Here is a 24,172-nt window from a genome sequence, read left to right on the forward strand (position 1 = left end):
TTTTCTCCGCTGCACGACAAGGGCGCAATGCGCCGTTAGAATCAGGGCGTCCTCGCCCGGAATAGTTAGCATGTTTTGGTTATTGGCGACCCTCGCCTACCTGCTCGGCTCTCTGTCCTTCGCCATTTTGCTCAGCCGCCTGACCGGTAACCCCGATCCGCGAATGAGTGGCTCGGGCAATGCCGGCGCCACCAACATGTTGCGTCTGGCCGGCAAAAAACTCGCCATCCTGACGTTGATCGGCGACCTCTGCAAAGGCCTGCTGCCAGTATTAATCGCCGGCTTTGCGGGTCTTTCCCTACAAGAACAGGCCTGGATCGGCGTTTGTGCCGTCATCGGTCACCTGTTCCCGCTGTACTTCCGCTTTCGCGGCGGCAAGGGCGTCGCCACTGCGGCCGGCATGCTGCTTGGCCTGTATCCGCCTGCAGCACTGCTGGCGGTCTGCGCCTGGCTGCTGACGTTCTACCTGACCCGCACCAGCTCACTCGCCGCGTTGATCGCCACGCCGTTGACCCTGCCACTGCTGGCCTGGCAAGAACCGGCGGCACTGCTGCCCATGAGCGCACTCACGGGGCTGATCGTCTGGCGTCATCGCGGCAATCTACGCGACCTGTTTGCCGGGCGCGAACGGCATTTTTAAATACCGGACATGAGCACCGCTCATTACAGCGCCGACAGCTGCTCCATCGGCCAGCGCGCCTGCACGCTGATCGCCAGGCTTTCGTGCTGACCGGCCTGCAAGCGCTGGCAACCGGCAAACGCGATCATCGCGCCATTGTCGGTGCAGAACTCCGGGCGGGCATAAAACACATCGCCTTTCATGTCGCCGAGCATTTTTTCCAGTGAAGTGCGCAGTGCCTTGTTGGCGCTGACGCCTCCAGCGATCACCAGGCGCTTCATGCCCGCCTGTTTCAGGGCGCGCTTGCACTTGATGGTCAAAGTCTCCACCACGGCCTGCTGGAACGCCAGCGAGATGTCGCAACGGGCTTGCTCGCTGTCGTCCCCGGCGCTGACGCTCTGTTGCCAGGTGTTCAGGGCGAAGGTTTTCAAGCCGCTAAAGCTGAAGGCCAAGCCCGGGCGGTCGCACATCGGACGCGGAAAGGTGAAACGTCCTGAAACGCCCCGCTCAGCCAGTTTGGCGATTTCCGGACCGCCTGGATAATTGAGGCCCATCATCTTCGCAGTCTTGTCGAACGCTTCACCGGCGGCATCGTCGAGTGTCTCGCCCAACAGCGTGTAATGGCCGATTCCGTCGACCTGAACGAGCTGCGTATGACCCCCCGACACCAACAAAGCGACGAACGGGAATTGCGGCGGTTGCGGCTCCAGCATTGGCGCCAGCAAATGCCCTTCCATGTGGTGCACACCGAGCGCCGGAATGCCCCAGGCAAACGCCAGCGCCTGCGCGCAGGAGGCGCCCACCAGCAAGGCACCGACCAGGCCGGGACCCGCGGTATAAGCGATGGCATCGATCTCGGTCGGCACACAGTCAGCTTCGGCCAACACCTGACGAATCAAGGGCAGCATGCGTTTGACGTGGTCGCGCGAGGCCAGCTCCGGCACCACACCGCCATAGGCGCGGTGCAGGTCGATCTGACTGAACAGCGCGTCGGCCAGCAGGCCGCGTTCACTGTCATATAATGCGACACCGGTTTCGTCGCAGGAGGTTTCTAATCCCAGTACTAGCATGGGTTTGCGCCTTGTTTAGGCTGAATTCGAAGGCGCGCATAATAGTCGCCATCGGATGCCCCGACTAGCGGTTTTCGATCAGAGGCTTTGCATTCCGGTCGATGAGGAGTTAACATCCGCAACCCTTAAAAACCGACGTCTTCAAGTGCTCTTTTGCCGCGAGGATGTTGACCCCGGTAATGAATGAAGGTAGCTCTGGATGCCAGCCGTCAAAGTAAAAGAGAACGAACCCTTCGACGTAGCTCTGCGTCGTTTCAAGCGCTCCTGCGAAAAAGCCGGTGTACTGGCTGAAGTTCGTAGCCGCGAATTCTACGAGAAGCCTACTTCTGAGCGTAAGCGCAAAGCAGCAGCCGCTGTTAAGCGTCACGCGAAGAAAGTTCAGCGCGAACAGCGCCGCGCCGTTCGTCTGTACTAATACACAGACGTTCGTAGCAAGCTTCTGCCAAGCCCGGCCCTCAGCCGGGCTTATGGCATTTGCGGAAAACGCTTGATGCTTCACCGTCAAAGCCGCAGACGCGACCGAGACAAACCTGCTTCACAGCGTCAGACCTGGCTCTTTTGCCAGCGGTGCACGTCTTTTCTGACGAGCCTTCCAAGGCTACTGACGAGCACACCCACTGATTCCTCTCACGACGATCAGCCCAAGGCACCTTCTTGCGTGCCCGCTTATGAGCTATCCGAGGCCCTCGACTGGCCGCAGCGGATTTCAGCGCAACACTTTCAAATAGTCGAATACTGATTGGTACTAACGTCAGTGGATTTTCGGCAGATACACTTCCCGACAGCGATTACGCAGACGACACCGGTCGAGCCGCACATTTTGCGTGCCTCAAACAACGACCCGCGTTCGGCAGCTCATCGTTTTGGGTCCATTAAAGCGCAGATGACGAGAACGCCATGGCCGGGCTAATTCCCCAGAGCTTCATTGACGACCTTCTGAACCGCACCGACATCGTCGATGTGGTCAGCTCGCGCCTGCAAATGAAAAAGGCCGGCAAGAACTACACCGCCTGCTGCCCTTTTCATAAAGAGAAAACCCCGTCTTTCAGCGTCAGCCCTGATAAACAGTTCTATTACTGCTTCGGCTGCGGCGCTGGCGGCAACGCCCTCGGTTTCATGATGGACCACGACAACCTGGACTTCGTCCAGGCTGTTGAAGAACTGGCCAAAGCCGCCGGCATGGAAATCCCCCGCGAAGAAAGCGGTCGGCCGCACAAACCGCGGCAACCGACCGATTCGCCGCTGTACCCGCTGCTGACTGCGGCCGCCGATTTTTACCGCCAGGCCCTGAAAAGTCATCCATCGCGCAAAGCCGCTGTGGATTATTTGAAAGGTCGCGGGCTGACCGGCGAAATCGCCCGGGACTTCGGCCTCGGTTTCGCCCCGCCCGGCTGGGACAACCTGTTCAAGCACCTCAGCAGCGACACCCTGCAACAGAAAGCCATGGTCGACGCCGGCCTGCTGATCGAGAACGCCGAAACCGGCAAGCGCTATGACCGCTTTCGCGATCGCGTAATGTTCCCGATCCGCGACAGTCGAGGGCGCATCATCGCTTTCGGTGGCCGGGTATTGGGCGATGACAAGCCGAAATACCTGAACTCACCGGAAACCCCGGTATTCCATAAGGGCCAGGAACTCTACGGCCTTTATGAAGCACGCAAGAATAACCGCAACCTCGACGAAATCATCGTCGTCGAAGGCTACATGGACGTCATCGCCCTCGCTCAGCAAGGCTTGCGCAACGCCGTCGCGACCCTGGGCACCGCCACCAGCGAAGAGCATATGAAGCGGCTGTTTCGCGTCGTGCCCAACGTGCTGTTCTGCTTCGACGGCGACCAGGCCGGCCGCAACGCCGCGTGGCGCGCACTGGAAGCCACCCTGCCCTGCCTGCAGGACGGGCGGCGCGCACGCTTTCTGTTCCTGCCTGAGGGCGAGGACCCGGATACGCTGGTCCGCTCAGAGGGCACTGACGCGTTTCGCGCGCGAATCAACCAGCATGCCCAGCCATTGGCGGATTATTTCTTTCAGCAACTGACCGAGGAATCGGACCCGCGCTCGCTCGAAGGCAAGGCCCACATGGCCACCCTCGCCGCGCCGCTGATCGACAAGGTACCGGGCGCGAATCTACGTATCCTGATGCGTCAACGCCTGACCGAAATTACCGGCCTGAGCGGTGAAGCCGTGAGCCAGTTGGTGCAGAGCGCTCCACAGGATGCGCCGCCGGCGTACGACCCAGGCATCGATTACGACGCCATGCCGGATTACAGCGACTACCATCAGCCGCAGGCACAAGAGATGTACGTGCCGCAGCAGGAGTGGACGCCGAAGAAACCCGGTGCAGGCGGCAAGAAGTGGGACAAGAAGCCCTGGGACAAGAATGGCAAGCGTGGTGGTGATCGCGATCAACCGAGCGCCCCACGCACACCGATTGCGGTGGAAGCCCCGACCCTGATTGCACTGCGCACACTCATCCATCACCCGGATCTGGCTGGCAAGGTAGAAACCGCCAACCATTTCGCCAATGAGAGCAATACCTACGCTCAGCTGCTGGTAGCTCTGATCGAGGCCGTGCAAAAAAATCCTAAGCTAAACTCAATTCAGTTAATGGCCCGGTGGCACGGGACCGAACAGGGTCGCTTGCTCAAGGCTTTGGCGGAAAAGGAGTGGCTGATTGCGGGTGACAACCTTGAACAACAGTTTTTAGACACCATTACTAGGTTATCAGCCTCTCAACACACCGATAGCCTGGAAGCACTAATCAGAAAAGCAAGGCAGCCAGGACTGACCGCGGAGGAAGCAAATCAGATCGCAAATCAGATGCGCGACCTATTAAAACGCAATATGGCTGTATCAACCCCGACCTCAACTGGCGCGTGAGGTCATAGCTCAGGTATAATCCTCGGCTTGTTTTTTGCCCGCCAAGACCTTCAGTGGATAGGGTGTTATGTCCGGAAAAGCGCAACAGCAGTCTCGTATCAAAGAGTTGATCACACTTGGTCGTGAGCAGGGTTACCTGACTTACGCGGAGGTCAACGACCACCTGCCGGAGGATATTTCAGATCCGGAACAGGTGGAAGACATCATCCGCATGATCAATGACATGGGGATCAACGTATTCGAGGTTGCGCCAGATAAGGATTCCCTTATGCTGGCCGACGCCGATACCGACGAAGCCGCGGCCGAAGAGGCAGCAGCAGCGTTGGCAGCGGTCGAGACCGACATTGGTCGCACCACCGACCCAGTGCGCATGTATATGCGTGAAATGGGTACGGTAGAGCTCCTCACACGTGAAGGCGAAATTGAAATCGCCAAACGTATTGAAGAGGGTATCCGTGAAGTGATGGGCGCAATTGCGCACTTCCCTGGCACGGTTGACCACATTCTCTCCGAGTACACTCGCGTCACCACCGAAGGTGGCCGCCTGTCTGACGTCCTGAGCGGTTATATCGACCCGGACGACGGCATTGCGCCGCCTGCCGCAGAAGTGCCGCCGCCTGTCGATCCGAAAGCCGTGAAAGCGGACGACGATACCGACGACGATGACGCCGAAGCGGCAACCGATGACGAAGAAGAAGCCGAAAGCGGTCCGGATCCGGTCATTGCAGCTCAGCGCTTTGGCGCTGTCTCCGATCAGATGGAAGTCACCCGCAAGGCGCTGAAAAAGCACGGTCGTGGCAACAAGCTGGCAATTGCCGAGCTGGTGCTGCTGGCTGAGCTGTTCATGCCGATCAAACTGGTTCCGAAGCAATTCGAAGGCCTGGTCGAGCGTGTTCGCAGTGCCCTGGATCGTCTGCGTCAGCAAGAGCGCGCGATCATGCAACTTTGCGTTCGTGATGCCCGCATGCCGCGTGCCGACTTCCTGCGCCAGTTCCCGGGCAACGAAGTTGACGAAAGCTGGACCGATGCACTGGCCAAAGGCAAAAGCAAATACGCTGAAGCCATTGGTCGCCTGCAACCGGACATCATTCGTTGCCAGCAGAAGCTGACCGCGCTGGAAACCGAAACCGGTTTGACGATCGCCGAGATCAAGGACATCAACCGTCGCATGTCGATCGGTGAGGCCAAGGCCCGCCGCGCGAAGAAAGAGATGGTTGAAGCGAACTTGCGTCTGGTGATCTCCATCGCCAAGAAGTACACCAACCGTGGCTTGCAATTCCTCGATCTGATCCAGGAAGGCAACATCGGCCTGATGAAAGCGGTAGACAAGTTCGAATACCGCCGCGGCTACAAATTCTCGACTTATGCCACCTGGTGGATCCGTCAGGCGATCACTCGCTCGATCGCCGACCAGGCACGCACCATCCGTATTCCGGTGCACATGATCGAGACGATCAACAAGCTCAACCGTATTTCCCGGCAGATGTTGCAGGAAATGGGTCGCGAACCGACCCCGGAAGAGCTGGGCGAACGCATGGAAATGCCTGAGGACAAGATCCGCAAGGTATTGAAGATCGCTAAAGAGCCGATCTCCATGGAAACCCCGATCGGTGATGACGAAGACTCCCATCTGGGTGACTTCATCGAAGACTCGACTATGCAGTCGCCAATCGATGTCGCCACTGTTGAGAGCCTTAAAGAAGCGACTCGCGAAGTTCTGTCCGGCCTCACTGCCCGTGAAGCCAAGGTTCTGCGCATGCGCTTCGGTATCGACATGAATACCGACCACACCCTCGAGGAGGTTGGTAAGCAGTTCGACGTGACCCGTGAACGGATTCGTCAGATCGAAGCCAAGGCGCTGCGCAAGCTGCGCCACCCGACGAGAAGCGAGCATTTGCGCTCCTTCCTCGACGAGTGATCACAGAACCCCCGGCCCAGGCCGGGGGTTTTGCTTTCTACAGATAAAATCCCCCGTACCTCCCCCCCGCCGAATTGCCCGTCTACACTCGAAACATTCCCCGAGCCATAACGAGACCGTTATGCCCAGACTGCCGACCGTGCTTTTTTTGCTGTCGCTGATGACCTGGACCGCAACGGCTGGCGCGCTGACTCTGACCGACGAAGAACGTAGCTGGCTGGCGGCTCACCCGGACTTGCGCCTGGGTGTCGACGCGTCTTGGCCGCCGTTTGAATTTCGTGACGACCAAGGCCGCTATCAGGGCCTGGCGGCGGACTACATCAACGTGATCCGTCAGCGGCTGGCCGTCAAACTGACGCCCATCGAACCGATCAGTTGGACCGAAGTCCTGCAGCAGGCCAAGCAAGGTAAGCTGGACGTCCTGCCGGGCATCATGTCGACCCCTGAACGCCAGTCGTACCTGTCATTCACTCGCCCCTATCTGGACTTTCCGATTGTCATCCTCGCCCATGTCGGCGGCCCCCAGCCGCGCAAGCTCGAAGACCTCTACGGGCTGAAGATCGCGGTGGTGGAAAACTATGCGCCCCACGAACTGCTGCGCACGCACCATCCCGACCTGAATCTGGTAGCGATGCCCAATGTCAGTTCGGCCTTGCAAGCGCTGGCCACCGATGAAGTGGACGCGGTCGTGGGCGATCTCGCCTCCAGCGTCTGGAGCCTGCGCCAGCTCAAGCTCGACGGCCTGTATGTCAGCGGTGAAACGCCCTACCGCTATCAATTGGCGATGGCCGTGCCCCCAAACAACAAAATGCTGGTCGGTATCCTGGACAAAGTTCTGGCGGATATGAGCTCAAGTGAAATCAGCGCCATTCAGGAGCACTGGATCGGTAACGTCCTGGATCATCGAACTTTTTGGTCGGATCTGCTGGTTTACGGTCTGCCAGGGCTGCTGTTTCTGATGATCATGCTGGCAGTGGTCATCCGGATCAACCGCCGCTTGAGTTCGGAAATTGCCCGGCGAGTCGATCTGGAACAAGAGCTACGCAGCAGCGAATATCATTACCGCGGGCTGGTGGAGAGCCTTTCCGCGATAGCCTGGGAAGCGCGAATCAGCGATTTCACCTACAGCTATGTGTCACCGCATGCCGAAGAACTCCTTGGCTATCCCCTTTCCCACTGGCTGATTCCGGGCTTCTGGCGCAACATCATCCACCCTGCGGACCTGACCCGGGCCCAGACCTTCTGCGATCACGAAGTGCTGGCCGGCCGCGATTACAGCGTCGATTACCGGGTCATCACCGCCGACGGCCGCTGCCTGTGGGTACGCGATATCGTCAGTCTGATCGAGCACGGGCATGAGCCGGTGATGCGCGGACTGATGATCGACATCAGCGACGCCAAGCGCACGGAAGAGGCGCTGAGCCTGTCCGAGCAAAAATTCGCCTCCGTGTTTCAGCAATGCCCGGACATCCTGGTGATTGCGCGGCTTTCCGACGGCTGCCTGCTGGAAGTCAACAAAGCGTTCGAGGAACAAATTGGTCTCAGGGCCGAAGACGTTATTGGCCAGACCGCTACGGACCTGAACATCTGGGGCATTCCCGGCGTCGGTCCGGGTTTGCTGCAGCGCCTTCAGGCCGGCAGCATCCGCAACCTGGAGATGCCCTTTCGCCGCAACAACGGCCAGGTGTTTACCGGCCTGATTTCCGCCGAACCCTTCGATCTCGATACGACCCCTGCCTTGGTCGTCGTCGTGCGCGATATCAGTCAGCTCAAGGAAACCCAGCAACAACTGCAAACCTCTGAAGAAAAGTTCGCCAAGGCCTTCCACGCCTCCCCGGATGGCCTGTTGCTGTCGCGGCAGAGCGACGGGTTGCTGCTGGAGGTCAACGAGGGTTTCAGTCGCATCACAGGCTTCAACAGCGCGATGTCGGTGGATCGTTCGGCCCTGGAGCTGGGGATATGGGTCAATCTCAACGAGCGCAAACAGATGCTCGATTTGCTGCACCGGGATGGCTTCGTTCGCGACTTCAGTTGCCATATCCGCCGCAGTGACGGGCAGATCCGTCTCTGCGAGGTGTCCAGCCGTCCGCTGCCCATCGGCGACGAAGACTGCATGTTGACCATTGCCCGGGACATCACCGAGCGGCATTTGATGCAGGAAAAACTGCAACAGGCCGCCACGGTGTTCGAGAGCACCGCCGAAGGTGTATTGATCACCGACACCCAACAACACATCAGCGCGGTCAACCGTGCGTTTACCGAGATCACCGGCTACAGCGAGAGCGAAGCACTGGGCCACACCCCTCGCCTGCTCGCCTCGGGCCTGCACGACAGCGCGTTTTATGCGGCGATGTGGCATCAACTGACCGATGAAGGTCATTGGCAAGGCGAGATTTCCAACCGACGCAAGAATGGCGAGCTCTACCCGAGCTGGCTGACCATCAGCGCCGTGCGCAACCGGGAAAAATTCATCACTCACTTCGTTGCGGTGTTCGCGGACATTTCCAGCCTCAAGCACGCGCAGGCCAAGCTCGACTACCAGGCGCACCACGACCCACTGACGGGCCTGCCAAATCGCACGCTGTTCGAGAGTCGACTGCTGACCGCACTCAATACCCAACAGGAAAACGGCGGTCAGGGCGCAGTGTTGTTCCTCGACCTGGACCGCTTCAAACACATCAACGACAGCCTTGGCCACCCGGTCGGTGACTTGCTGCTCAAAGGCATCGCCGTGCGCCTCAAAGAGCAGCTGCGCGATATCGATACCGTTGCGCGCCTGGGTGGCGACGAATTCATCATCCTGCTGCCCGGCCTGCAGCAGTCCAGCGATGCCGACAACATCGCCACCAAACTGCTCAATTGCTTCGCCGCACCGTTCCAGGCCGGCGAGCACGAGTTCTTCATCAGCGCCAGCATTGGCACCAGCCTGTATCCCAAGGACGGCTGCGACGTTGCCACGCTGGTCAAGAACGCCGATGCCGCGATGTATCGCTCCAAAGCCAAGGGCCGCAATCGGGTGGAAAGCTACACCCGCGACCTTACCGCCCAGGCCAGCGAGCGCGTGGCGCTGGAACATGAACTGCGGCGCGCCATCGAGCGCAACGAGCTCTATCTCTACTACCAACCGAAAATCAGCCTCGCCGACCATCGACTGGTCGGCGCCGAAGCGCTCATTCGCTGGCATCACCCGACCTTCGGTGCGGTACCGCCGGAACACTTCATTCCCTTGGCCGAAGAAAACGGCATGATCCTGCAAATCGGCGACTGGGTACTGGAGACCGCCTGCCGACAAATGTTTGAGTGGAACCAGGTCTATGAGTGCCTCGGCCCGCTGTCGGTCAACCTCGCCGGCGCTCAACTGCGCCAGCCGAATCTGCTCGGGCGGATCGAACAACTGCTCAAGGACAACGGCCTGGCACCCGGTTTTCTGCAACTGGAAATTACCGAAAACTTCATCATGAGCCAGGCCGAAGAAGCGCTGGCCGTGTTGCACCAACTCAAACACCTGGGCGTGCAATTGGCGATAGACGACTTCGGTACGGGCTACTCGTCCCTGAGCTACCTCAAGCGCCTGCCGCTGGACATCCTCAAGATCGACCAGTCCTTCGTCCGCGGCCTGCCTGACGATCCGCACGATGTGGCGATTGTTCGCGCAATTATCGCCTTGGGGCGCAGCATGCAATTCACCATCATTGCGGAGGGCGTCGAGACCCTGGCGCAGCAACAATTCCTGGCCGAAGAAGGCTGCGAACAGATCCAGGGCTACATCGTCAGCCTGCCCCTTCCCCCCGATGAATTCGCCGCGACGTTTCTTCGTATAGCCGTATCGGATTTTTCGGATAGCACAGCCGAGAAACCATCGTTATAATCCGCGGCCTACTGAGGGCCTATAGCTCAGTTGGTTAGAGCAGAGGACTCATAATCCTTTGGTCCACGGTTCAAGTCCGTGTGGGCCCACCAAACAAGAAAGCCGCGCAAATGCGCGGCTTTTTTTCTGCGACTAACGTTTGGCCTAAGAGATCAGACCAGCCGAACCACCAAGGCAACAGCAACAATAGTCACGAGCGCCAGCGCGGCACCGAGTCCAAACGGCAGTAGGATTGCTCGGGTCGCGATGGGGGATGGGCTACGCATGTCTTCGGCCAAGGCGGCCACGTCACGGTGTAACTGTTCAATGCTGGCTTGAATCGTAGGAGGTGTGGACATACTGCGTCTTCCTGCAGGGATCACGGGTCACGCCTAATGCGCTAACCCTTGTTAGATAAGGTGGGCTGCTAAGCGGTAAAACTCAAGCACCTCCGATCATTGGTCGCTTCCGTGTGTTAGGGATTTTAAAGCTTGGACCACAATCCGACGGCGGCGACAACGGCGGTCACTAGACCGGCGCCTACTGCGAACGGATACCAAAAAGCCTCCTGCCTAAGCTTGCTTTCTTCGGCCATAAACTTGCGGGTTTCAGCAATGAATCTCCGGATTTCGACTTGAAGCTTATCGAGCTCCAGATTTTTGCGGTCATTTTGTAGCATCAGTCATCCTGTCGGGGCTCGGGTCGCGTCCTGTGCGCTGCTCCGCGGCGGGACATGCGTTTTTTCCTGTCTGCCGTCTAGGTTATATTTTGCGCTGACGTGAGGTTATCGGATGACGTCTGCCATGGTTGTAGGCAAACTCCGAGAATTGCGTAATGGGTGCGTTTAGGCACTTTGCCGCCTTGTTGGCGTTCTCTTCGACGGGATACTCTCCGGACGTCGCTGCAAATGCAGCGATCGGGTGTGGTAACCCGGGAACCAGCGCAACAGTGCACTCATCACGAAGATAGGCAGTTTTTTATGCCTGTGATCTCGATATGGCAGCTGTGCGTGGGACGCCTTCGGGCGTGCCGGTTTCCTTGGTTCCCGGTTTACCACCCTGCGTACAGCTGCCACCCTTTCGTGTGGTAACGAAAGTGGCAGCTCCTCGAACCCAGGAGTTATATCGTGAACAAAACAAATCCGTCCGCAATTTCAGACCTGAAAACCATCGGTTTCACCCCACTCATCTACTGCTCGGATCAGGCGTTGTTCAACGTCCGCGCCGGCGTCCCCATCGTTGATGCATTGTCACAAGCCTCCGATCTGCTGTTCCTCGCCAAATCATTTGCCGAGGACGCAGCCTACGCAAGAGACACCGACCGCCACGCCTGGGCCGCGCATTATCTGACGGCGATGGGTAAGGCGGTAATTGATGATGTGGTGAAGGTGCTTACACCAAGGCCTCCCCGGACAGCGACGGAGTCCGAGTAATAGCGCGGCTTTTCCCGTTGTAAGGCGCCCCGATTATTCGGGGCTTCCGAATCGTGATCGGGCGTGCATTACGCGCCTGCAATGTCGTTATTTCCTGAATGGATCGGCATCACTACAGCTGCCAGCCCCGACGCCCAACGCCGGAATCGCCCGCACCACCCCCATCCGCTCAAGCACCTCCCTCGTCAACACACCCTCATACGTATCCGCCGCCCTGCCCCATTGCTCCACGATACCCATGCCATCAACCAACGTCTCGCCCAACCCAATAATCGTATCGGCCAGCTGCTCAACGATTGTTTGAGTCCGTAACCACAGGCGATCCGTAATCTCTTTCAGCTCGGCGGTTACGCGATCAGGCGAAGCCGGATCCGTATCGGGGTAGGTGATGTTACGCAGCAAGTGCCGTAACTCCCTGATTTTTGCGTAGTCCTGTTCTGCCCCAAGTTCTCCCCTCAGGATGGCGGCCGCTTTCGGCTTATCGACGCGTTTGCCGGGCGAACGCTTTGAAGCCAATGACTGCGCCATGGCGCCCGCAAAGAGGACCATCATTCGGGCTTGCAGATGCTCCTTCATTGCCTCAATCGTCGTAATTGAACGCGCCAAGGTAATGGAAGCGCCCGCTTGATGCCTCAAGTCCATGGTCACTGTCAGGCTCACATCACCCGTTTCAAACCCCAAGACTCGGGCAACGACGTAGTGACCCATTTCGTGATTGGCAATCTGCACTGCGTGATCCCGGACAGCGGGAGGCATGTTCTTTGTCATTTTGATCACCTCGCATCCCTCGATTTCTCATTCGACTATGACTGACAGCTGGTGTCCATCCTGTCTTCCGCGCGCCGTCTGACGTTCTCAGACATCCGCCGTGCCAGCCGTGCTGTAACATGCCAAGCCACTGATTTGTGTTGCCGGAGACGCCCCTTGCCTGACACCCGCCCACCCGTTCTTGACGAAATCGACCGCCAACTCATCGCGGCCTTACAGATCAACGCGCGTGAGAGCGTGGCCATGCTCGCTCGCCAATTGGGCATCGCACGGACCACGGTGACTTCACGTCTGGCGCGGCTGGAAAAGGCCAAAGTCATCACCGGTTACGGCGTGCGGTTGGGTCAACGGGTGGTGGATGGCGGATTGCAGGCGTACGTCGGGATCACGGTGCAACCGCGCTCGGGCAAGGAAGTGCTGCGTCGGCTCAGCGCCATGGCCCAGGTGCAGCAGTTGTGTGCGGTGAGTGGCGAATTTGATTATGTGGCGTGGTTGCGCACTGAATCGCCGGAGCAACTGGATCAGTTGCTGGATCAGATTGGCAGTGTCGATGGGGTGGAGAAGACTACGACATCGATCATCTTGAGTAGCAAGATTGATCGGGGGCAGCCGGTTTAAACGCGGTCCAGGGTGGGAGCGGGCTTGCTCGCGAAAAGGGAGTGTCAGTCGACATCTCTGCTGTCTGGCCCACCGCATTCGCGAGCAAGCCCGCTCCCACACTGGTCAGTGCGTAGCGATTGATCGTCATAGTGATCGAGTAATTGGCAAAACGACGACACATTGCGTCTTATTAACGTGTTCTACGCTCTCTAGAATGGCTGCCATCTTTTCCTATACTCAGATGCGCATTCCGCGTCGGGTCGCCAGTAAGGTCAGTCATGAACAAGAACAATCGCCATCCTGCAGACGGTAAAAAACCAGTCACCATTTTCGGCCCGGACTTTCCTTTCGGCTTTGACGACTGGATCGAACACCCGGCCGGCCTGGGCAGCATTCCAGCACACAATCATGGCGCTGAAGTGGCGATTGTCGGCGCGGGCATCGCCGGCCTGGTGGCCGCCTATGAACTGATGAAACTGGGCCTCAAGCCCGTCGTCTACGAAGCCTCGAAGATGGGCGGTCGTCTGCGTTCCCAAGCGTTCAACGGGACCGATGGCATCGTCGCCGAACTGGGCGGCATGCGCTTCCCGGTGTCGTCCACGGCGTTTTACCACTATGTCGACAAGCTCGGTCTCGAGACCAAACCCTTTCCCAATCCGCTGACGCCTGCCTCTGGCAGTACCGTGATCGACCTGGAAGGCAAAACCCACTACGCACAAAAGCTGGCGGATCTTCCTGCACTGTTCCAGGAAGTGGCTGACGCGTGGGCGGATGCGCTGGAGGCCGGCTCGCAGTTTTCCGATATCCAGCAAGCGATCCGCGACCGCGATGTTCCACGCCTCAAAGAGCTGTGGAACACCCTGGTTCCGCTGTGGGACGACCGCACCTTCTACGACTTTGTCGCCACCTCCGAAGCCTTCGCCAAGCTCTCGTTCCATCACCGCGAAGTGTTCGGCCAGGTCGGTTTCGGCACCGGCGGCTGGGACTCGGACTTCCCGAACTCGATGCTGGAAATCTTCCGCGTCGTGATGACCAACTGCGACGATCATCAACATCTGGTCGTCGGCGGCGTCGAACAAGTGCCACAAGGCATCTGGCGTCATGTGCCGGAACGTTGCGTGCACTGGCCCGAAGGCACCAGCCTCAAGTCGCTGCACAGAGGCGCGCCACGCTCCGGGGTTAAAAAAATCGCTCACGCCCCGGACGGCCGTTTTGCGGTCACCGATAACAACGGCGACACCCGCGAATACGCCGCGGTGTTGACCACCTGCCAGAGCTGGCTGCTGACCACCCAGATCGAATGCGACGAAACCCTGTTTTCGCAAAAGATGTGGATGGCCCTCGACCGCACCCGCTACATGCAATCGTCGAAAACTTTCGTGATGGTCGACCGCCCGTTCTGGAAGGACAAGGATCCGGAAACCGGCCGCGACCTGATGAGCATGACCCTCACCGATCGCCTGACCCGCGGCACCTATCTCTTCGATAACGGCGACGACAAACCAGGCGTTATTTGCCTGTCGTACTCGTGGATGAGCGACGCGTTGAAAATGCTCCCGCACCCGGTGGAAAAGCGCGTGAAACTGGCGCTGGATTCATTGAAAAAGATCTACCCGAAAGTCGACATCGCCGCGCGGATCATCGGCGACCCGATCACCGTGTCGTGGGAAGCCGACCCGCATTTCCTCGGCGCCTTCAAAGGTGCCTTGCCCGGTCACTATCGCTACAACCAGCGCATGTACGCGCACTTCATGCAGGACGACATGCCGGCCGAACAACGCGGGATTTTCATCGCCGGCGACGACGTTTCGTGGACGCCGGCGTGGGTCGAAGGCGCGGTGCAGACCTCGCTCAACGCGGTGTGGGGCATCATGAAACACTTCGGCGGTGAAACTCACGCCGAGAACCCGGGTCCAGGTGATGTGTTCAACGAGATCGGTCCGATCGCCTTGCCCGAGTAAGAGGAATCCAAAATGCGCGTAGCCCTTTACCAATGTCCACCGTTGCCCCTGGATGTCGCCGGCAACTTGCAACGCCTGCATCAATTGGCGCTGGAAGCCAAGGGCGCAGACTTGCTGGTGCTGCCGGAGATGTTCCTGACCGGCTACAACATCGGCATTGATGCCGTCAGCGTGCTGGCGGAGGTGCACAACGGTGAGTCGGCGCAGCAGATCGCGCGCATCGCCAAGACGGCCGGGATCGCCATTTTGTATGGCTACCCCGAGCGCACCGAGGACGGGCAGATCTACAACGCCGTGCAGTTGATCGACGCCAACGGTGAGCGCCTGTGCAACTACCGCAAGACTCACCTGTTCGGCGACCTCGATCACTCGATGTTCAGCGCCGGGCAGGATGATTTTCCGTTGGTGGAACTCAATGGCTGGAAGCTCGGCTTTCTGATCTGCTACGACCTCGAGTTCCCGGAAAACGCCCGACGCCTGGCCTTGGCCGGCGCCGAGCTTATCCTGGTGCCGACGGCGAACATGATTCCCTTCGACTTCGTTGCCGATGTCACCGTGCGTTCCCGCGCCTTTGAAAACCAGTGCTATGTGGCGTATGCCAACTACTGCGGACAGGAAGGCGAGATCAATTACTGCGGCCAGAGCAGCATCGCCGCGCCGGATGGTAGCCGCATCGCCCAGGCTGGCCTGGATGAAGCGCTGATTGTCGGTGAGCTCGATCGTCAGTTGATGGTCGATTCCCGTGCTGCCAATCGTTACTTGATCGATCGCCGTCCCGAGCTTTACGGCGACCTTAACAAGCGCTGATCCACCGTTATCCGCTAGCATTAGCGCTTCTCTGTTCTGGAAGTGCTCATGCCTGCGCTGAATCATCCCCGCCCCCACACCGAAACCCTGGCCAACGGCCTACGGGTGACGCTGCGTCATGCTCCCGATTTGAAGCGCTGCGCTGCTGCGTTGCGGGTTTTCGCGGGCAGTCATGACGTGCCGCTGGCATGGCCCGGCCTTGCGCATTTTCTTGAGCATTTGTTGTTTCTGGGGACGGAGCGCTTTCCCGCAGGGCAAGGGCTGATGGCCTACGTACAAGGTCACGGCGGCCAGGTGAATGCGCGCACCAGCGAACGCACGACCGACTTCTTTTTCGAACTGCCGACTCAGACGTTCAGCGGTGGGCTGGAGCGTCTGTCAGACATGCTCGCTCATCCGCGTATGAATCCGGACGATCAGCGGCGGGAACGGGAAGTGCTGCACGCTGAATTTGTCGCATGGTCCCGGGATGCCACGGCTCAGCAGCAGTTCGCGCTGTTCGATGGGCTGTCAGCCGCTCACCCGCTTCGGGCATTTCATGCAGGCAACCGGTACAGCCTGCCGGTGCCGCAGCCGGAGTTTCAGCAAGCGTTGCAGGATTTCTATCAGCGGTTTTATCGGACCGGGCAGATGACGTTGAGCCTGACGGGCCCGCAAAGTCTCGATGAGTTGAGGGCAATGGCTCAGCGCTTTGGCGACCCTATCGCCGTAGGGGAAAAGGTCCAGCAAGAAGCACCTGCAGCGCTGATGGATTCTTCCGACAAAAGTTATCAACAGGCTCGCGAACGTCGGCTCGATCTACTGTTCGCGTTCGAAGCGTTGCCAGACTCATCCCGCGAAGCATTAGCATTCCTGTGCCATTGGCTGAACGCGTCGAAACCTGGCGGTCTGTTGGCTGAATTGCGCGAACAAGGGCTGGCGGACAACCTGAAAGCCGCGCCGCTGTATCAGTTCGCCGGGCAAGCGTTGCTGCACATTGAATTCAACACCGATAAACCGGGAAGCGCGATCAGCGAGCGGCTCGTGGATTGGCTGGGCTTTTTTGCTTCTCACCAGAGCTGGACCGAGTTGCGCAAAGAATACGCCGCCCTGCTCGACCGTCAGCAACAAGTGAGCGGCGCCCTGCAACGAGCCCGACTGGACAGCGAGCAGCTTGAAGCCGGTTTATCCGAACAAGGCGTCGTAGCGCTCAACGACATCCTGAAAAAAATCGGCGCTGTGGATAACTTCAGCGGTGAATGGCAATTGCCGACGCCTAATCCGTTCTTACGGGCTGAAGTCGCTGTGGCCAATGCCGGGCTGATTCGCGGCCAGACCAGCAAACACCGTGGCCTGCGGACGTTCGCCCAGGATCGCTCGCGCAGCCGTCGCGAAAACTCTCCTATGCAGTTCAGTCAGGCGTTGCCGGATAACACTGACGAAGGCGCGATTTATCTGCGGTGGCGACTGCTGGCGAAACCTCACCCTCGTCTTCAATCGAGCCTGGAAAATCGCCTGCAACCCTTGCGCGAAGATGCCCGTCAGGCGGGCGTCGACTTTTCCTTCAGTGCGTCAGGCAATGAATGGCTGCTGAAATTGACTGGCCTGCAGGAGCCAATGCCGACCGTCCTCGAACATGCGCTGAAAGAGCTGACAAAACCCGACGCCGGTTTCCCACAGGAGGAACCGCCTAGCGTGCTGTTGATGCCGATCAGACAGCTGCTGAAGGCGCTGCCCGAGCATTGCCTTGAGCGCACCACTGAGACTGATGACGTGCAGCAGCTGTGGGCGAGTGCGCGCTGGCAGGGTCTGGCGACGGGCCTGTCGGCGCAGACGCAAGCGGCGATGGGCCTGGCGCTGAGCCGTGTGCCCGGTGTTGCGGACGATCAGCCGTCGCCGCCCGCCTCGATAAAATCGCTGCACCTTTGGAGCGTGATCGACACCGGCTCCAGCGAACACGCGTTGTTGCTGTTTTGTCCGACTTCCACGCGAGACATCGCTGACGAAGCCGCGTGGCGTCTGCTCGCGCACCTGTGCCAGACGCCGTTCTATCAGCGTCTGCGGGTTGAGCTGCAATTGGGTTACGCTGTGTTCAGTGGCCTGCGTCAGCTCCATGGGCAGACCGGGCTGCTGTTCGGCGTTCAATCACCGAGTGTTGCGCCTCAGGATCTGCTGGAACACATGGAACGCTTCTTGAGCGAAATGCCCACGATGATTGAAGGCATTGATGAAGCGACTTTCATCGTTCAGCGCCAGGCTCTGGCCGATCAATTCCATGCCACCGCACTGCCCCACGCGCAGGCAGCCGAATTGCTCTGGCAGGGCAAACTGGCCGGCCACTCGTCGGATTATCTGGAGCGTCTGCCCGAAGCGATCCTGATGATCGATCGCAAAACGTTGAAAGCCGCCGCCCTACGACTGAATCAAGCCGAAGGTGGCTGGCGCTGCCTGGCCAGCAGTGCTTGCGCAAAGGCGCCTTGGCAAGTGCCAAAATGATCATTACCGACGCTGCAATTAGCTTTCTCAAAGATTCGCGGCCAATCGCTCTGTAATTTTGAGTAACATAGCCACCTAACTATCTGAACATCTCCGGCTGGAGGTGGACTATATGTATAGATCTCAACTGTCCTATCACCTGAAGGAGCGCTTCCATGTCCTGGTCCAAACCCGCTTACACCGACCTGCGTATCGGCTTTGAAGTCACCATGTACTTCGCAAGCCGCTAAGGTCTGCCGTTGTCATGATGTGCAACGCCTCGGTTTACCGGGGCGTTTTTATTTTCAGCGTTGAAATGATGGAGCGTCCATGTTTGTCCAGATTCTAGGTTCCGCCGCCGGCGGCGGTTTCCCCCAGTGGAACTGCAACTGCGTGAACTGCGCCGGTTTTCGCAACGGCAGCCTGAACGCCAAGGCGCGTACCCAGTCGTCCATCGCCATTTCCGATGACGGCGTGAACTGGATCCTGTGTAACGCTTCGCCGGACATCCGTGCCCAACTCCAAAGCTTCTCCCCGATGCAACCGGGCCGCGCCCTGCGTGATACCGGCATCAGCGCGATCATCCTGATGGACAGCCAGATCGACCACACCACCGGCCTGCTCAGCCTGCGCGAAGGTTGCCCGCATCAGGTCTGGTGCACCGACATGGTCCACGAAGACCTGAGCACCGGTTTCCCGCTGTTCAACATGCTCAAGCACTGGAATGGCGGGCTGGACTGGAACCGTATCGAACTCGACCGCAGCTTCACCATCCCGGCCTGCCCGAGCCTGCGCTTCACCCCGCTGCCCCTGCGCAGCGCCGCGCCGCCCTACTCGCCGCACCGCTTCGACCCGCACCCGGGCGACAACATCGGCCTGATCGTCGAAGACCTGAACACCGGCGGCAAGCTGTTCTATGCGCCGGGCCTGGGCAAGGTCGATGCGCCGCTGCTGGACATCATGGCCGGTAGCGATTGCCTGCTGGTGGACGGCACGATGTGGGATGACGACGAAATGCAGCGCCGTGGCGTCGGCACCCGCACCGGACGGGAAATGGGTCATCTGGCGCAAAACGGCCCCGGCGGCATGCTTGAAGTGCTGGAGCAGTTACCCAAGCAGCGCAAGGTGCTTATCCACATCAACAACACCAACCCGATTCTTGATGAGGATTCGCCGGAGCGGGCCGAGCTGGTTCGGCGCAAGGTTGAAGTGGCCTATGACGGCATGAGTATTGTGTTGTAGGGCATCGAGACCGCTGCGCGGTCTATCGCCAGCAGGCTGGCTCCCACAGGGGAATGCGATCAACTGTGGGAGCCAGCCTGCTGGCGATGAGGCCGGACCAGACACAACAGAAACCACCGGTTGTTCCCGGAGAACCGCAATGACTGACACCCCCATGTCCCCCGCCGAATTCGAAGCGGCCCTGCGCGCCAAGGGCGCCTATTACCACATCTATCACCCCTATCATGTGGCGATGTATGAAGGCCGGGCGACCCGCGAGCAGATCCAGGGTTGGGTCGCCAACCGCTTCTACTATCAGGTGAACATCCCCCTGAAGGACGCCGCCATCCTCGCCAACTGCCCGGACCGCGAGATCCGTCGCGAGTGGATTCAGCGCTTGCTGGACCATGACGGCGCCCCCGGCGAAGACGGCGGCATCGAAGCCTGGCTGCGTCTGGGCCAGGCCGTCGGCCTCGACCCGGATCAGCTGCGCTCGCAGGAACTGGTATTGCCCGGCGTGCGTTTCGCCGTGGACGCCTACGTCAACTTCGCCCGCCGGGCCAATTGGCAGGAAGCCGCCAGCAGCTCGCTGACCGAGTTGTTCGCGCCGCAGATCCACCAATCGCGCCTGGACAGCTGGCCGCAGCATTACCCGTGGATCGACCCGACAGGTTACGAGTATTTCCGCACACGCCTCGGTCAGGCGCGCCGGGATGTCGAGCATGGTCTGGCCATCACGTTGCAGCACTACACGACGCGGGAAGGCCAGGAGCGCATGCTGGAAATTCTCCAGTTCAAACTGGACATCCTTTGGAGCATGCTCGATGCCATGAGCATGGCCTACGAATTGAACCGCCCGCCGTATCACAGCGTGACTGACCAGCGGGTCTGGCATAAAGGAATCACCTTATGAGTTTCGATCGCAGCAAAATCCCGAACTGGCGTCAGGGCTATCGCTACCAGTACGAACCGGCGCAGAAAGGCCACGTGCTGCTCTACCCCGAAGGCATGATCAAACTCAATGAAAGCGCCGCTTTGATCGGTGGTTTGATCGATGGCGAACGTGACGTCGCGGCGATCATTGCCGAACTGGACGCGCAGTTCCCCGGCGTACCCGAGCTCGCTGAGGACATCGAGCAGTTCATGGAGGTTGCCCGTGCTCAGCACTGGATCGAACTTGTCTGATTCCGTGTCGGACAAGTTACCGCCCAAACCCGACATCGGCCTGCCTTTATGGCTGCTGGCCGAGCTGACTTATCGCTGCCCGCTGCAATGCCCGTACTGCTCCAATCCGCTGGATTTTGCCGAGCAAGGCAAAGAACTGAGCACCGAACAGTGGATCAAAGTGTTCCGCGAAGCGCGGGAGATGGGTGCAGCGCAACTGGGCTTCTCCGGCGGTGAGCCGCTGGTGCGTCAAGACCTCGCCGAGTTGATCGCCGAGGCGCGCAAGCTGGGTTTCTACACCAACCTGATCACCTCCGGCATCGGCCTGACCGAACAGAAAATCAGCGACTTCAAGAAGGCCGGTCTGGACCACATCCAGATCAGTTTCCAGGCCAGCGACGAGCAAGTGAATAACTTGCTGGCCGGTTCGAAAAAAGCCTTCGCGCAGAAGCTGGAAATGGCCCGCGCGGTGAAGGCCCACGGTTATCCGATGGTGCTGAACTTCGTGACCCATCGGCACAACATCGACAAGATCGACCGGATCATCGAGCTGTGCATCGCCCTTGAGGCCGACTTCGTAGAACTCGCGACGTGCCAGTTTTACGGTTGGGCGCAGCTCAATCGGGTCGGCCTGCTGCCGACCAGGGAACAACTGGTCCGCGCCGAACGCATCACCAACGAATACCGCGCCAGGCTGGAAGCCGAAGGGCATCCGTGCAAGCTGATTTTCGTCACGCCGGACTACTACGAAGAACGCCCGAAAGCCTGCATGAACGGCTGGGGCAGCATCTTTCTGACAGTCACGCCGGACGGAACCGCACTACCCTGTCACGGTGCCCGACAGATGCCGGTGCAATTTCCCAATGTGCGCGACCACAGCATGCAGCACATCTGGTACGACTCGTTCGGCTTCAACCGCTTTCGCGGTTACGACTGGATGCCCGAGCCGTGCCGCTCCTGCGACGAGAAAGAAAAAGACTTCGGCGGCTGCCGCTGCCAGGCCTTCATGCTCACGGGTGACGCGAGCAATGCCGACCCGGTGTGCAGCAAGTCGGAACATCACGGCGTGATTCTCAAGGCCCGCGAAGAAGCCGAGCACGCGACCCAGACCATCGAACAACTGGCCTTTCGCAATGAACGAAATTCACGCCTCATCGCCAAAAGCTGAACCCTTCAGCGCCTCCCGGGCCGTCGCGGCCGGTATCGACTTCGCCGAGTTGCTGGTCGGCAAACATGGCCTGTTCTGGAACGAGTACCGACCCGAAGATGCCGCGTGCAGGATCTGGCATTGGCGCAACGGCCAGGCCCGTTGCCTGACACCAACGGGTTTCAGCGTGCGCAGTCGGGTGTACGAATACGGCGGTGGCGCGTTTTGTCTGACCGATGACGGGATTGTTTTCGTCAACGAGGCGGACCAACAGCTTTATCGACAATCGCTGGCGGGCGAGACGCCTGAGGTGCTGACCTCTGGGGAATGCCGTTACGGCGATCTGCAGTTTGCCAATGGCCAGGTGCTCGCGGTTGAAGAGAACCGTGACCGCCATCGTCTGGTGGCGATTGATGTAGCTGACGGCCAGCGCCATCTGCTGGCCGAGGGCGCCGACTTCTATGCTGCGCCGACATTGAGTCCTGACTCGCAACGATTGGCATGGATCGAATGGAGCTGCCCGGATCAGCCATGGACCGCAACTCGGCTGATGGTTGCCGAACGTCAGAACGATGGGCGCTTTACTCAACCGCGTTGCGTGGCGGGCGAAGGTGTTCAGGAGTCGCTGCAACAACCTCGTTTCGACAGCGGCGGCCGTCTGTTTTGCCTGACAGATCGCGCCGGCTACTGGCAGCCTTGGGTGGAATCCTCAGAAGGACTGAGCCCGTTGCCGAGTGCCGCTGCCGATCATGGCCCGGCGCCTTGGCAGCTGGGTGGCAGCACCTGGTTACCGCTGGGCGAACGCCGTTACCTGGCCAGTTGGACCGAAGGCGGGTTTGGCAAATTGGCGCTTTGTGGTGACACCGTGGAAGACTTCACCGGTGATTACAGCCGCTTTCGTCACCTCGCACTGGATGAGCAATTCATCTACTGCATCGCGGCATCGCCGGTGAGTTCGTCGGCGGTCGTTGCCATCGACCGCGATACCCGACAGGTCAAGGTATTGGCTGGCGGGATTGCACCGCTGCCCGCCGAGCACATCAGCGTCCCGCAAACCTTGCGCTACCCGAGCGGTTCGGGCGAGGCGCATGGCTTCTACTATCCGGCGATGACCGGCGAAGCGAAACCGCCGCTGGTGGTGTTCATCCACGGCGGCCCGACCTCGGCCTGCTATCCGATGCTTGATCCCCGTATTCAGTACTGGGCGCAACGCGGTTTCGCCGTAGCCGATCTCAACTACCGCGGCAGCAGTGGTTATGGCCGGGCGTATCGCCAGGCCTTGCATTTGAGTTGGGGCGACGTGGACGTTGAAGATGCCTGCGCAGTCGTCGCTCATCTTGCCGAACGAGGAATGATCGACGGCGACAAGGCATTTATCCGCGGTGGCAGTGCCGGCGGTTACACCACCCTTTGTGCGTTGGCCTTTAACAATGTTTTCCGCGCGGGTGCCAGCCTTTACGGTGTCAGCGATCCCGTTGCACTGAGCCGTGCAACCCATAAGTTCGAAGGCGATTATCTGGATTGGCTGATCGGCGATCCGGTAGAGGATGCCGAACGCTACGCCGCACGCACGCCGCTGCTGCATGCGAGCAACATCAGTGTTCCGGTGATTTTCTTTCAGGGGGAACTGGACGCCGTCGTGGTGCCGCAACAGACCCGTGACATGGTCACGGCGCTACAGGACAACGGTATTCTGGTTGACGCGCATTACTACGCGGACGAACGTCATGGCTTTCGCAAGGCGGGGAACCAGGCCCATGCACTGGAGCAGGAATGGTTGTTTTATCGGCGGGTGATGGAGTTGGCGGACTGAGTTTCTGCGATCCGCGCGGAAATTGCGGCGCCTCATTCGCGAGCAAGCCCACACATTGGATTTGTAAACGACGCAAATCCCCTGTGGGAGCGAGCCTGCTCGCGATGCTATCTGTCAAACGCTGCAGAACTTAACGCTTGGCGATGATGTACACCGCATGCACGATCCCCGGAATGTAACCGCACAACGTCAGCAGAATATTCAGCCAGAACGCGCCGGCGAAACCGACTTGCAGAAACACACCCAGTGGTGGCAACAGAATGGCAATGATGATGCGAATGAAATCCATGGGGCAGCTCCTGATTTGAAGTGGGCTCGTGAAAGCCCTACAGCTAATCGACCTGCGCCATTCGTCAGGGTTCAGTAGGAACCTGGCCGAATACCGGAACCGAACGAATCGCAGACAAAAAAACGCCCCACGCGAAAAGAATCAAACGTGGGGCGATGCGTTATTACCGCGAGACGGTTCTGGAA

Annotated in this window: 21 protein-coding genes and 1 tRNA gene; 17 read left to right on the forward strand and 5 right to left on the reverse strand. The window is 59.3% G+C overall.

Annotation, left to right across the window (positions count from 1 at the left end; genetic code table 11):
* Nucleotides 1-70 precede the first annotated feature (70 nt).
* Complete coding sequence (gene plsY, locus DJ564_RS29745) at nt 71-640, forward strand: glycerol-3-phosphate 1-O-acyltransferase PlsY (protein ID WP_109635333.1); 570 nt, start codon at nt 71-73, stop codon at nt 638-640.
* 23 nt (nt 641-663) lie between these two features.
* Here plsY and tsaD read toward each other — a convergent pair whose 3' ends face one another.
* A complete protein-coding gene (gene tsaD / locus DJ564_RS29750) occupies nt 664-1,689 on the reverse strand; it encodes a tRNA (adenosine(37)-N6)-threonylcarbamoyltransferase complex transferase subunit TsaD (RefSeq protein WP_010467153.1) in 1,026 nt (341 codons plus the stop codon).
* Between the two features lie 199 nt (nt 1,690-1,888).
* Here tsaD and rpsU point away from each other — a divergent pair, with 199 nt between their 5' ends.
* The 5 genes from rpsU (at nt 1,889) to DJ564_RS29775 (ending at nt 10,444) form a co-directional block, all read left to right on the forward strand.
* Complete coding sequence (rpsU, locus tag DJ564_RS29755) at nt 1,889-2,104, forward strand: 30S ribosomal protein S21 (RefSeq protein WP_002551877.1); 216 nt, start codon at nt 1,889-1,891, stop codon at nt 2,102-2,104.
* Nucleotides 2,105-2,586: 482 nt separating this feature from the next.
* On the forward strand, nt 2,587-4,566 hold the full coding sequence (gene dnaG, locus DJ564_RS29760; protein ID WP_109635335.1) for a DNA primase: 1,980 nt from the start codon (nt 2,587-2,589) through the stop codon (nt 4,564-4,566).
* A gap of 67 nt (nt 4,567-4,633) precedes the next feature.
* Nucleotides 4,634-6,484, forward strand: coding sequence for an RNA polymerase sigma factor RpoD (gene rpoD, locus DJ564_RS29765; RefSeq protein ID WP_109635336.1), 1,851 nt, complete (start codon nt 4,634-4,636; stop codon nt 6,482-6,484).
* Between the two features lie 121 nt (nt 6,485-6,605).
* On the forward strand, nt 6,606-10,352 hold the full coding sequence (locus tag DJ564_RS29770) for a bifunctional diguanylate cyclase/phosphodiesterase (RefSeq protein ID WP_109635338.1): 3,747 nt from the start codon (nt 6,606-6,608) through the stop codon (nt 10,350-10,352).
* 15 nt (nt 10,353-10,367) lie between these two features.
* A tRNA-Ile gene (locus DJ564_RS29775) sits at nt 10,368-10,444 on the forward strand.
* Nucleotides 10,445-10,504: 60 nt separating this feature from the next.
* On the opposite strand, the gene DJ564_RS29780 is transcribed toward DJ564_RS29775, so the two are convergent.
* Together DJ564_RS29780 and DJ564_RS29785 are read right to left on the reverse strand one after the other, a co-directional pair.
* Nucleotides 10,505-10,690, reverse strand: coding sequence for a hypothetical protein (locus tag DJ564_RS29780; protein WP_077747304.1), 186 nt, complete (start codon nt 10,688-10,690; stop codon nt 10,505-10,507).
* 125 nt (nt 10,691-10,815) lie between these two features.
* Nucleotides 10,816-11,010 (reverse strand): hypothetical protein, encoded by a 195-nt coding sequence (locus tag DJ564_RS29785; protein ID WP_109635340.1) that lies wholly within the window; start codon nt 11,008-11,010, stop codon nt 10,816-10,818.
* Nucleotides 11,011-11,457: 447 nt separating this feature from the next.
* Between DJ564_RS29785 and DJ564_RS29790 the strand changes: the two genes are divergently transcribed.
* Nucleotides 11,458-11,763 (forward strand): DUF3077 domain-containing protein, encoded by a 306-nt coding sequence (locus DJ564_RS29790; protein ID WP_109635342.1) that lies wholly within the window; start codon nt 11,458-11,460, stop codon nt 11,761-11,763.
* An 87-nt stretch (nt 11,764-11,850) separates the two neighbouring features.
* Here the strand turns inward: DJ564_RS29790 and DJ564_RS29795 are convergent, their stop codons facing one another.
* Nucleotides 11,851-12,531, reverse strand: a complete 681-nt coding sequence (locus DJ564_RS29795; RefSeq protein ID WP_109635343.1) for a peptidase M41 — start codon at nt 12,529-12,531, stop codon at nt 11,851-11,853.
* 156 nt (nt 12,532-12,687) lie between these two features.
* Here DJ564_RS29795 and DJ564_RS29800 point away from each other — a divergent pair, with 156 nt between their 5' ends.
* The 10 genes from DJ564_RS29800 (at nt 12,688) to DJ564_RS29850 (ending at nt 23,698) form a co-directional block, all read left to right on the forward strand.
* Nucleotides 12,688-13,149: an Lrp/AsnC family transcriptional regulator gene (locus DJ564_RS29800; RefSeq protein WP_109635345.1), complete on the forward strand. Its 462-nt coding sequence runs from the start codon at nt 12,688-12,690 to the stop codon at nt 13,147-13,149.
* Nucleotides 13,150-13,409: 260 nt separating this feature from the next.
* Nucleotides 13,410-15,092 (forward strand): NAD(P)/FAD-dependent oxidoreductase, encoded by a 1,683-nt coding sequence (locus DJ564_RS29810; RefSeq protein ID WP_109635346.1) that lies wholly within the window; start codon nt 13,410-13,412, stop codon nt 15,090-15,092.
* A 12-nt stretch (nt 15,093-15,104) separates the two neighbouring features.
* Complete coding sequence (locus DJ564_RS29815; RefSeq protein WP_109635347.1) at nt 15,105-15,899, forward strand: carbon-nitrogen hydrolase family protein; 795 nt, start codon at nt 15,105-15,107, stop codon at nt 15,897-15,899.
* 48 nt (nt 15,900-15,947) lie between these two features.
* Nucleotides 15,948-18,374, forward strand: a complete 2,427-nt coding sequence (gene pqqF / locus DJ564_RS29820) for a pyrroloquinoline quinone biosynthesis protein PqqF (protein WP_109635348.1) — start codon at nt 15,948-15,950, stop codon at nt 18,372-18,374.
* A 155-nt stretch (nt 18,375-18,529) separates the two neighbouring features.
* On the forward strand, nt 18,530-18,604 hold the full coding sequence (gene pqqA / locus DJ564_RS29825) for a pyrroloquinoline quinone precursor peptide PqqA (RefSeq protein WP_009045898.1): 75 nt from the start codon (nt 18,530-18,532) through the stop codon (nt 18,602-18,604).
* A gap of 79 nt (nt 18,605-18,683) precedes the next feature.
* Entirely contained in the window at nt 18,684-19,595 is a 912-nt protein-coding gene (gene pqqB, locus DJ564_RS29830; RefSeq protein ID WP_109635350.1) for a pyrroloquinoline quinone biosynthesis protein PqqB, read from the forward strand.
* 139 nt (nt 19,596-19,734) lie between these two features.
* Entirely contained in the window at nt 19,735-20,487 is a 753-nt protein-coding gene (pqqC, locus tag DJ564_RS29835; RefSeq protein ID WP_109635351.1) for a pyrroloquinoline-quinone synthase PqqC, read from the forward strand.
* Nucleotides 20,484-20,759 carry a pyrroloquinoline quinone biosynthesis peptide chaperone PqqD gene (gene pqqD, locus DJ564_RS29840; protein ID WP_109635353.1) on the forward strand — a complete coding sequence of 92 codons (276 nt, stop codon included), beginning with the start codon at nt 20,484-20,486 and terminating at the stop codon, nt 20,757-20,759. The genes pqqC and pqqD overlap by 4 nt, the downstream gene beginning before the upstream one ends.
* A gap of 4 nt (nt 20,760-20,763) precedes the next feature.
* Nucleotides 20,764-21,906 (forward strand): pyrroloquinoline quinone biosynthesis protein PqqE, encoded by a 1,143-nt coding sequence (pqqE, locus tag DJ564_RS29845; protein ID WP_162556278.1) that lies wholly within the window; start codon nt 20,764-20,766, stop codon nt 21,904-21,906.
* A complete protein-coding gene (locus DJ564_RS29850) occupies nt 21,872-23,698 on the forward strand; it encodes a S9 family peptidase (RefSeq protein ID WP_109635356.1) in 1,827 nt (608 codons plus the stop codon). The genes pqqE and DJ564_RS29850 overlap by 35 nt, the downstream gene beginning before the upstream one ends.
* A gap of 130 nt (nt 23,699-23,828) precedes the next feature.
* On the opposite strand, the gene DJ564_RS29855 is transcribed toward DJ564_RS29850, so the two are convergent.
* Nucleotides 23,829-23,987: a YqaE/Pmp3 family membrane protein gene (locus DJ564_RS29855; RefSeq protein ID WP_007904205.1), complete on the reverse strand. Its 159-nt coding sequence runs from the start codon at nt 23,985-23,987 to the stop codon at nt 23,829-23,831.
* Between the last annotated feature and the right edge of the window lie 185 nt (nt 23,988-24,172).

This window comes from Pseudomonas sp. 31-12, assembly GCF_003151075.1.
Taxonomy (GTDB): Bacteria; Pseudomonadota; Gammaproteobacteria; order Pseudomonadales; family Pseudomonadaceae; genus Aquipseudomonas.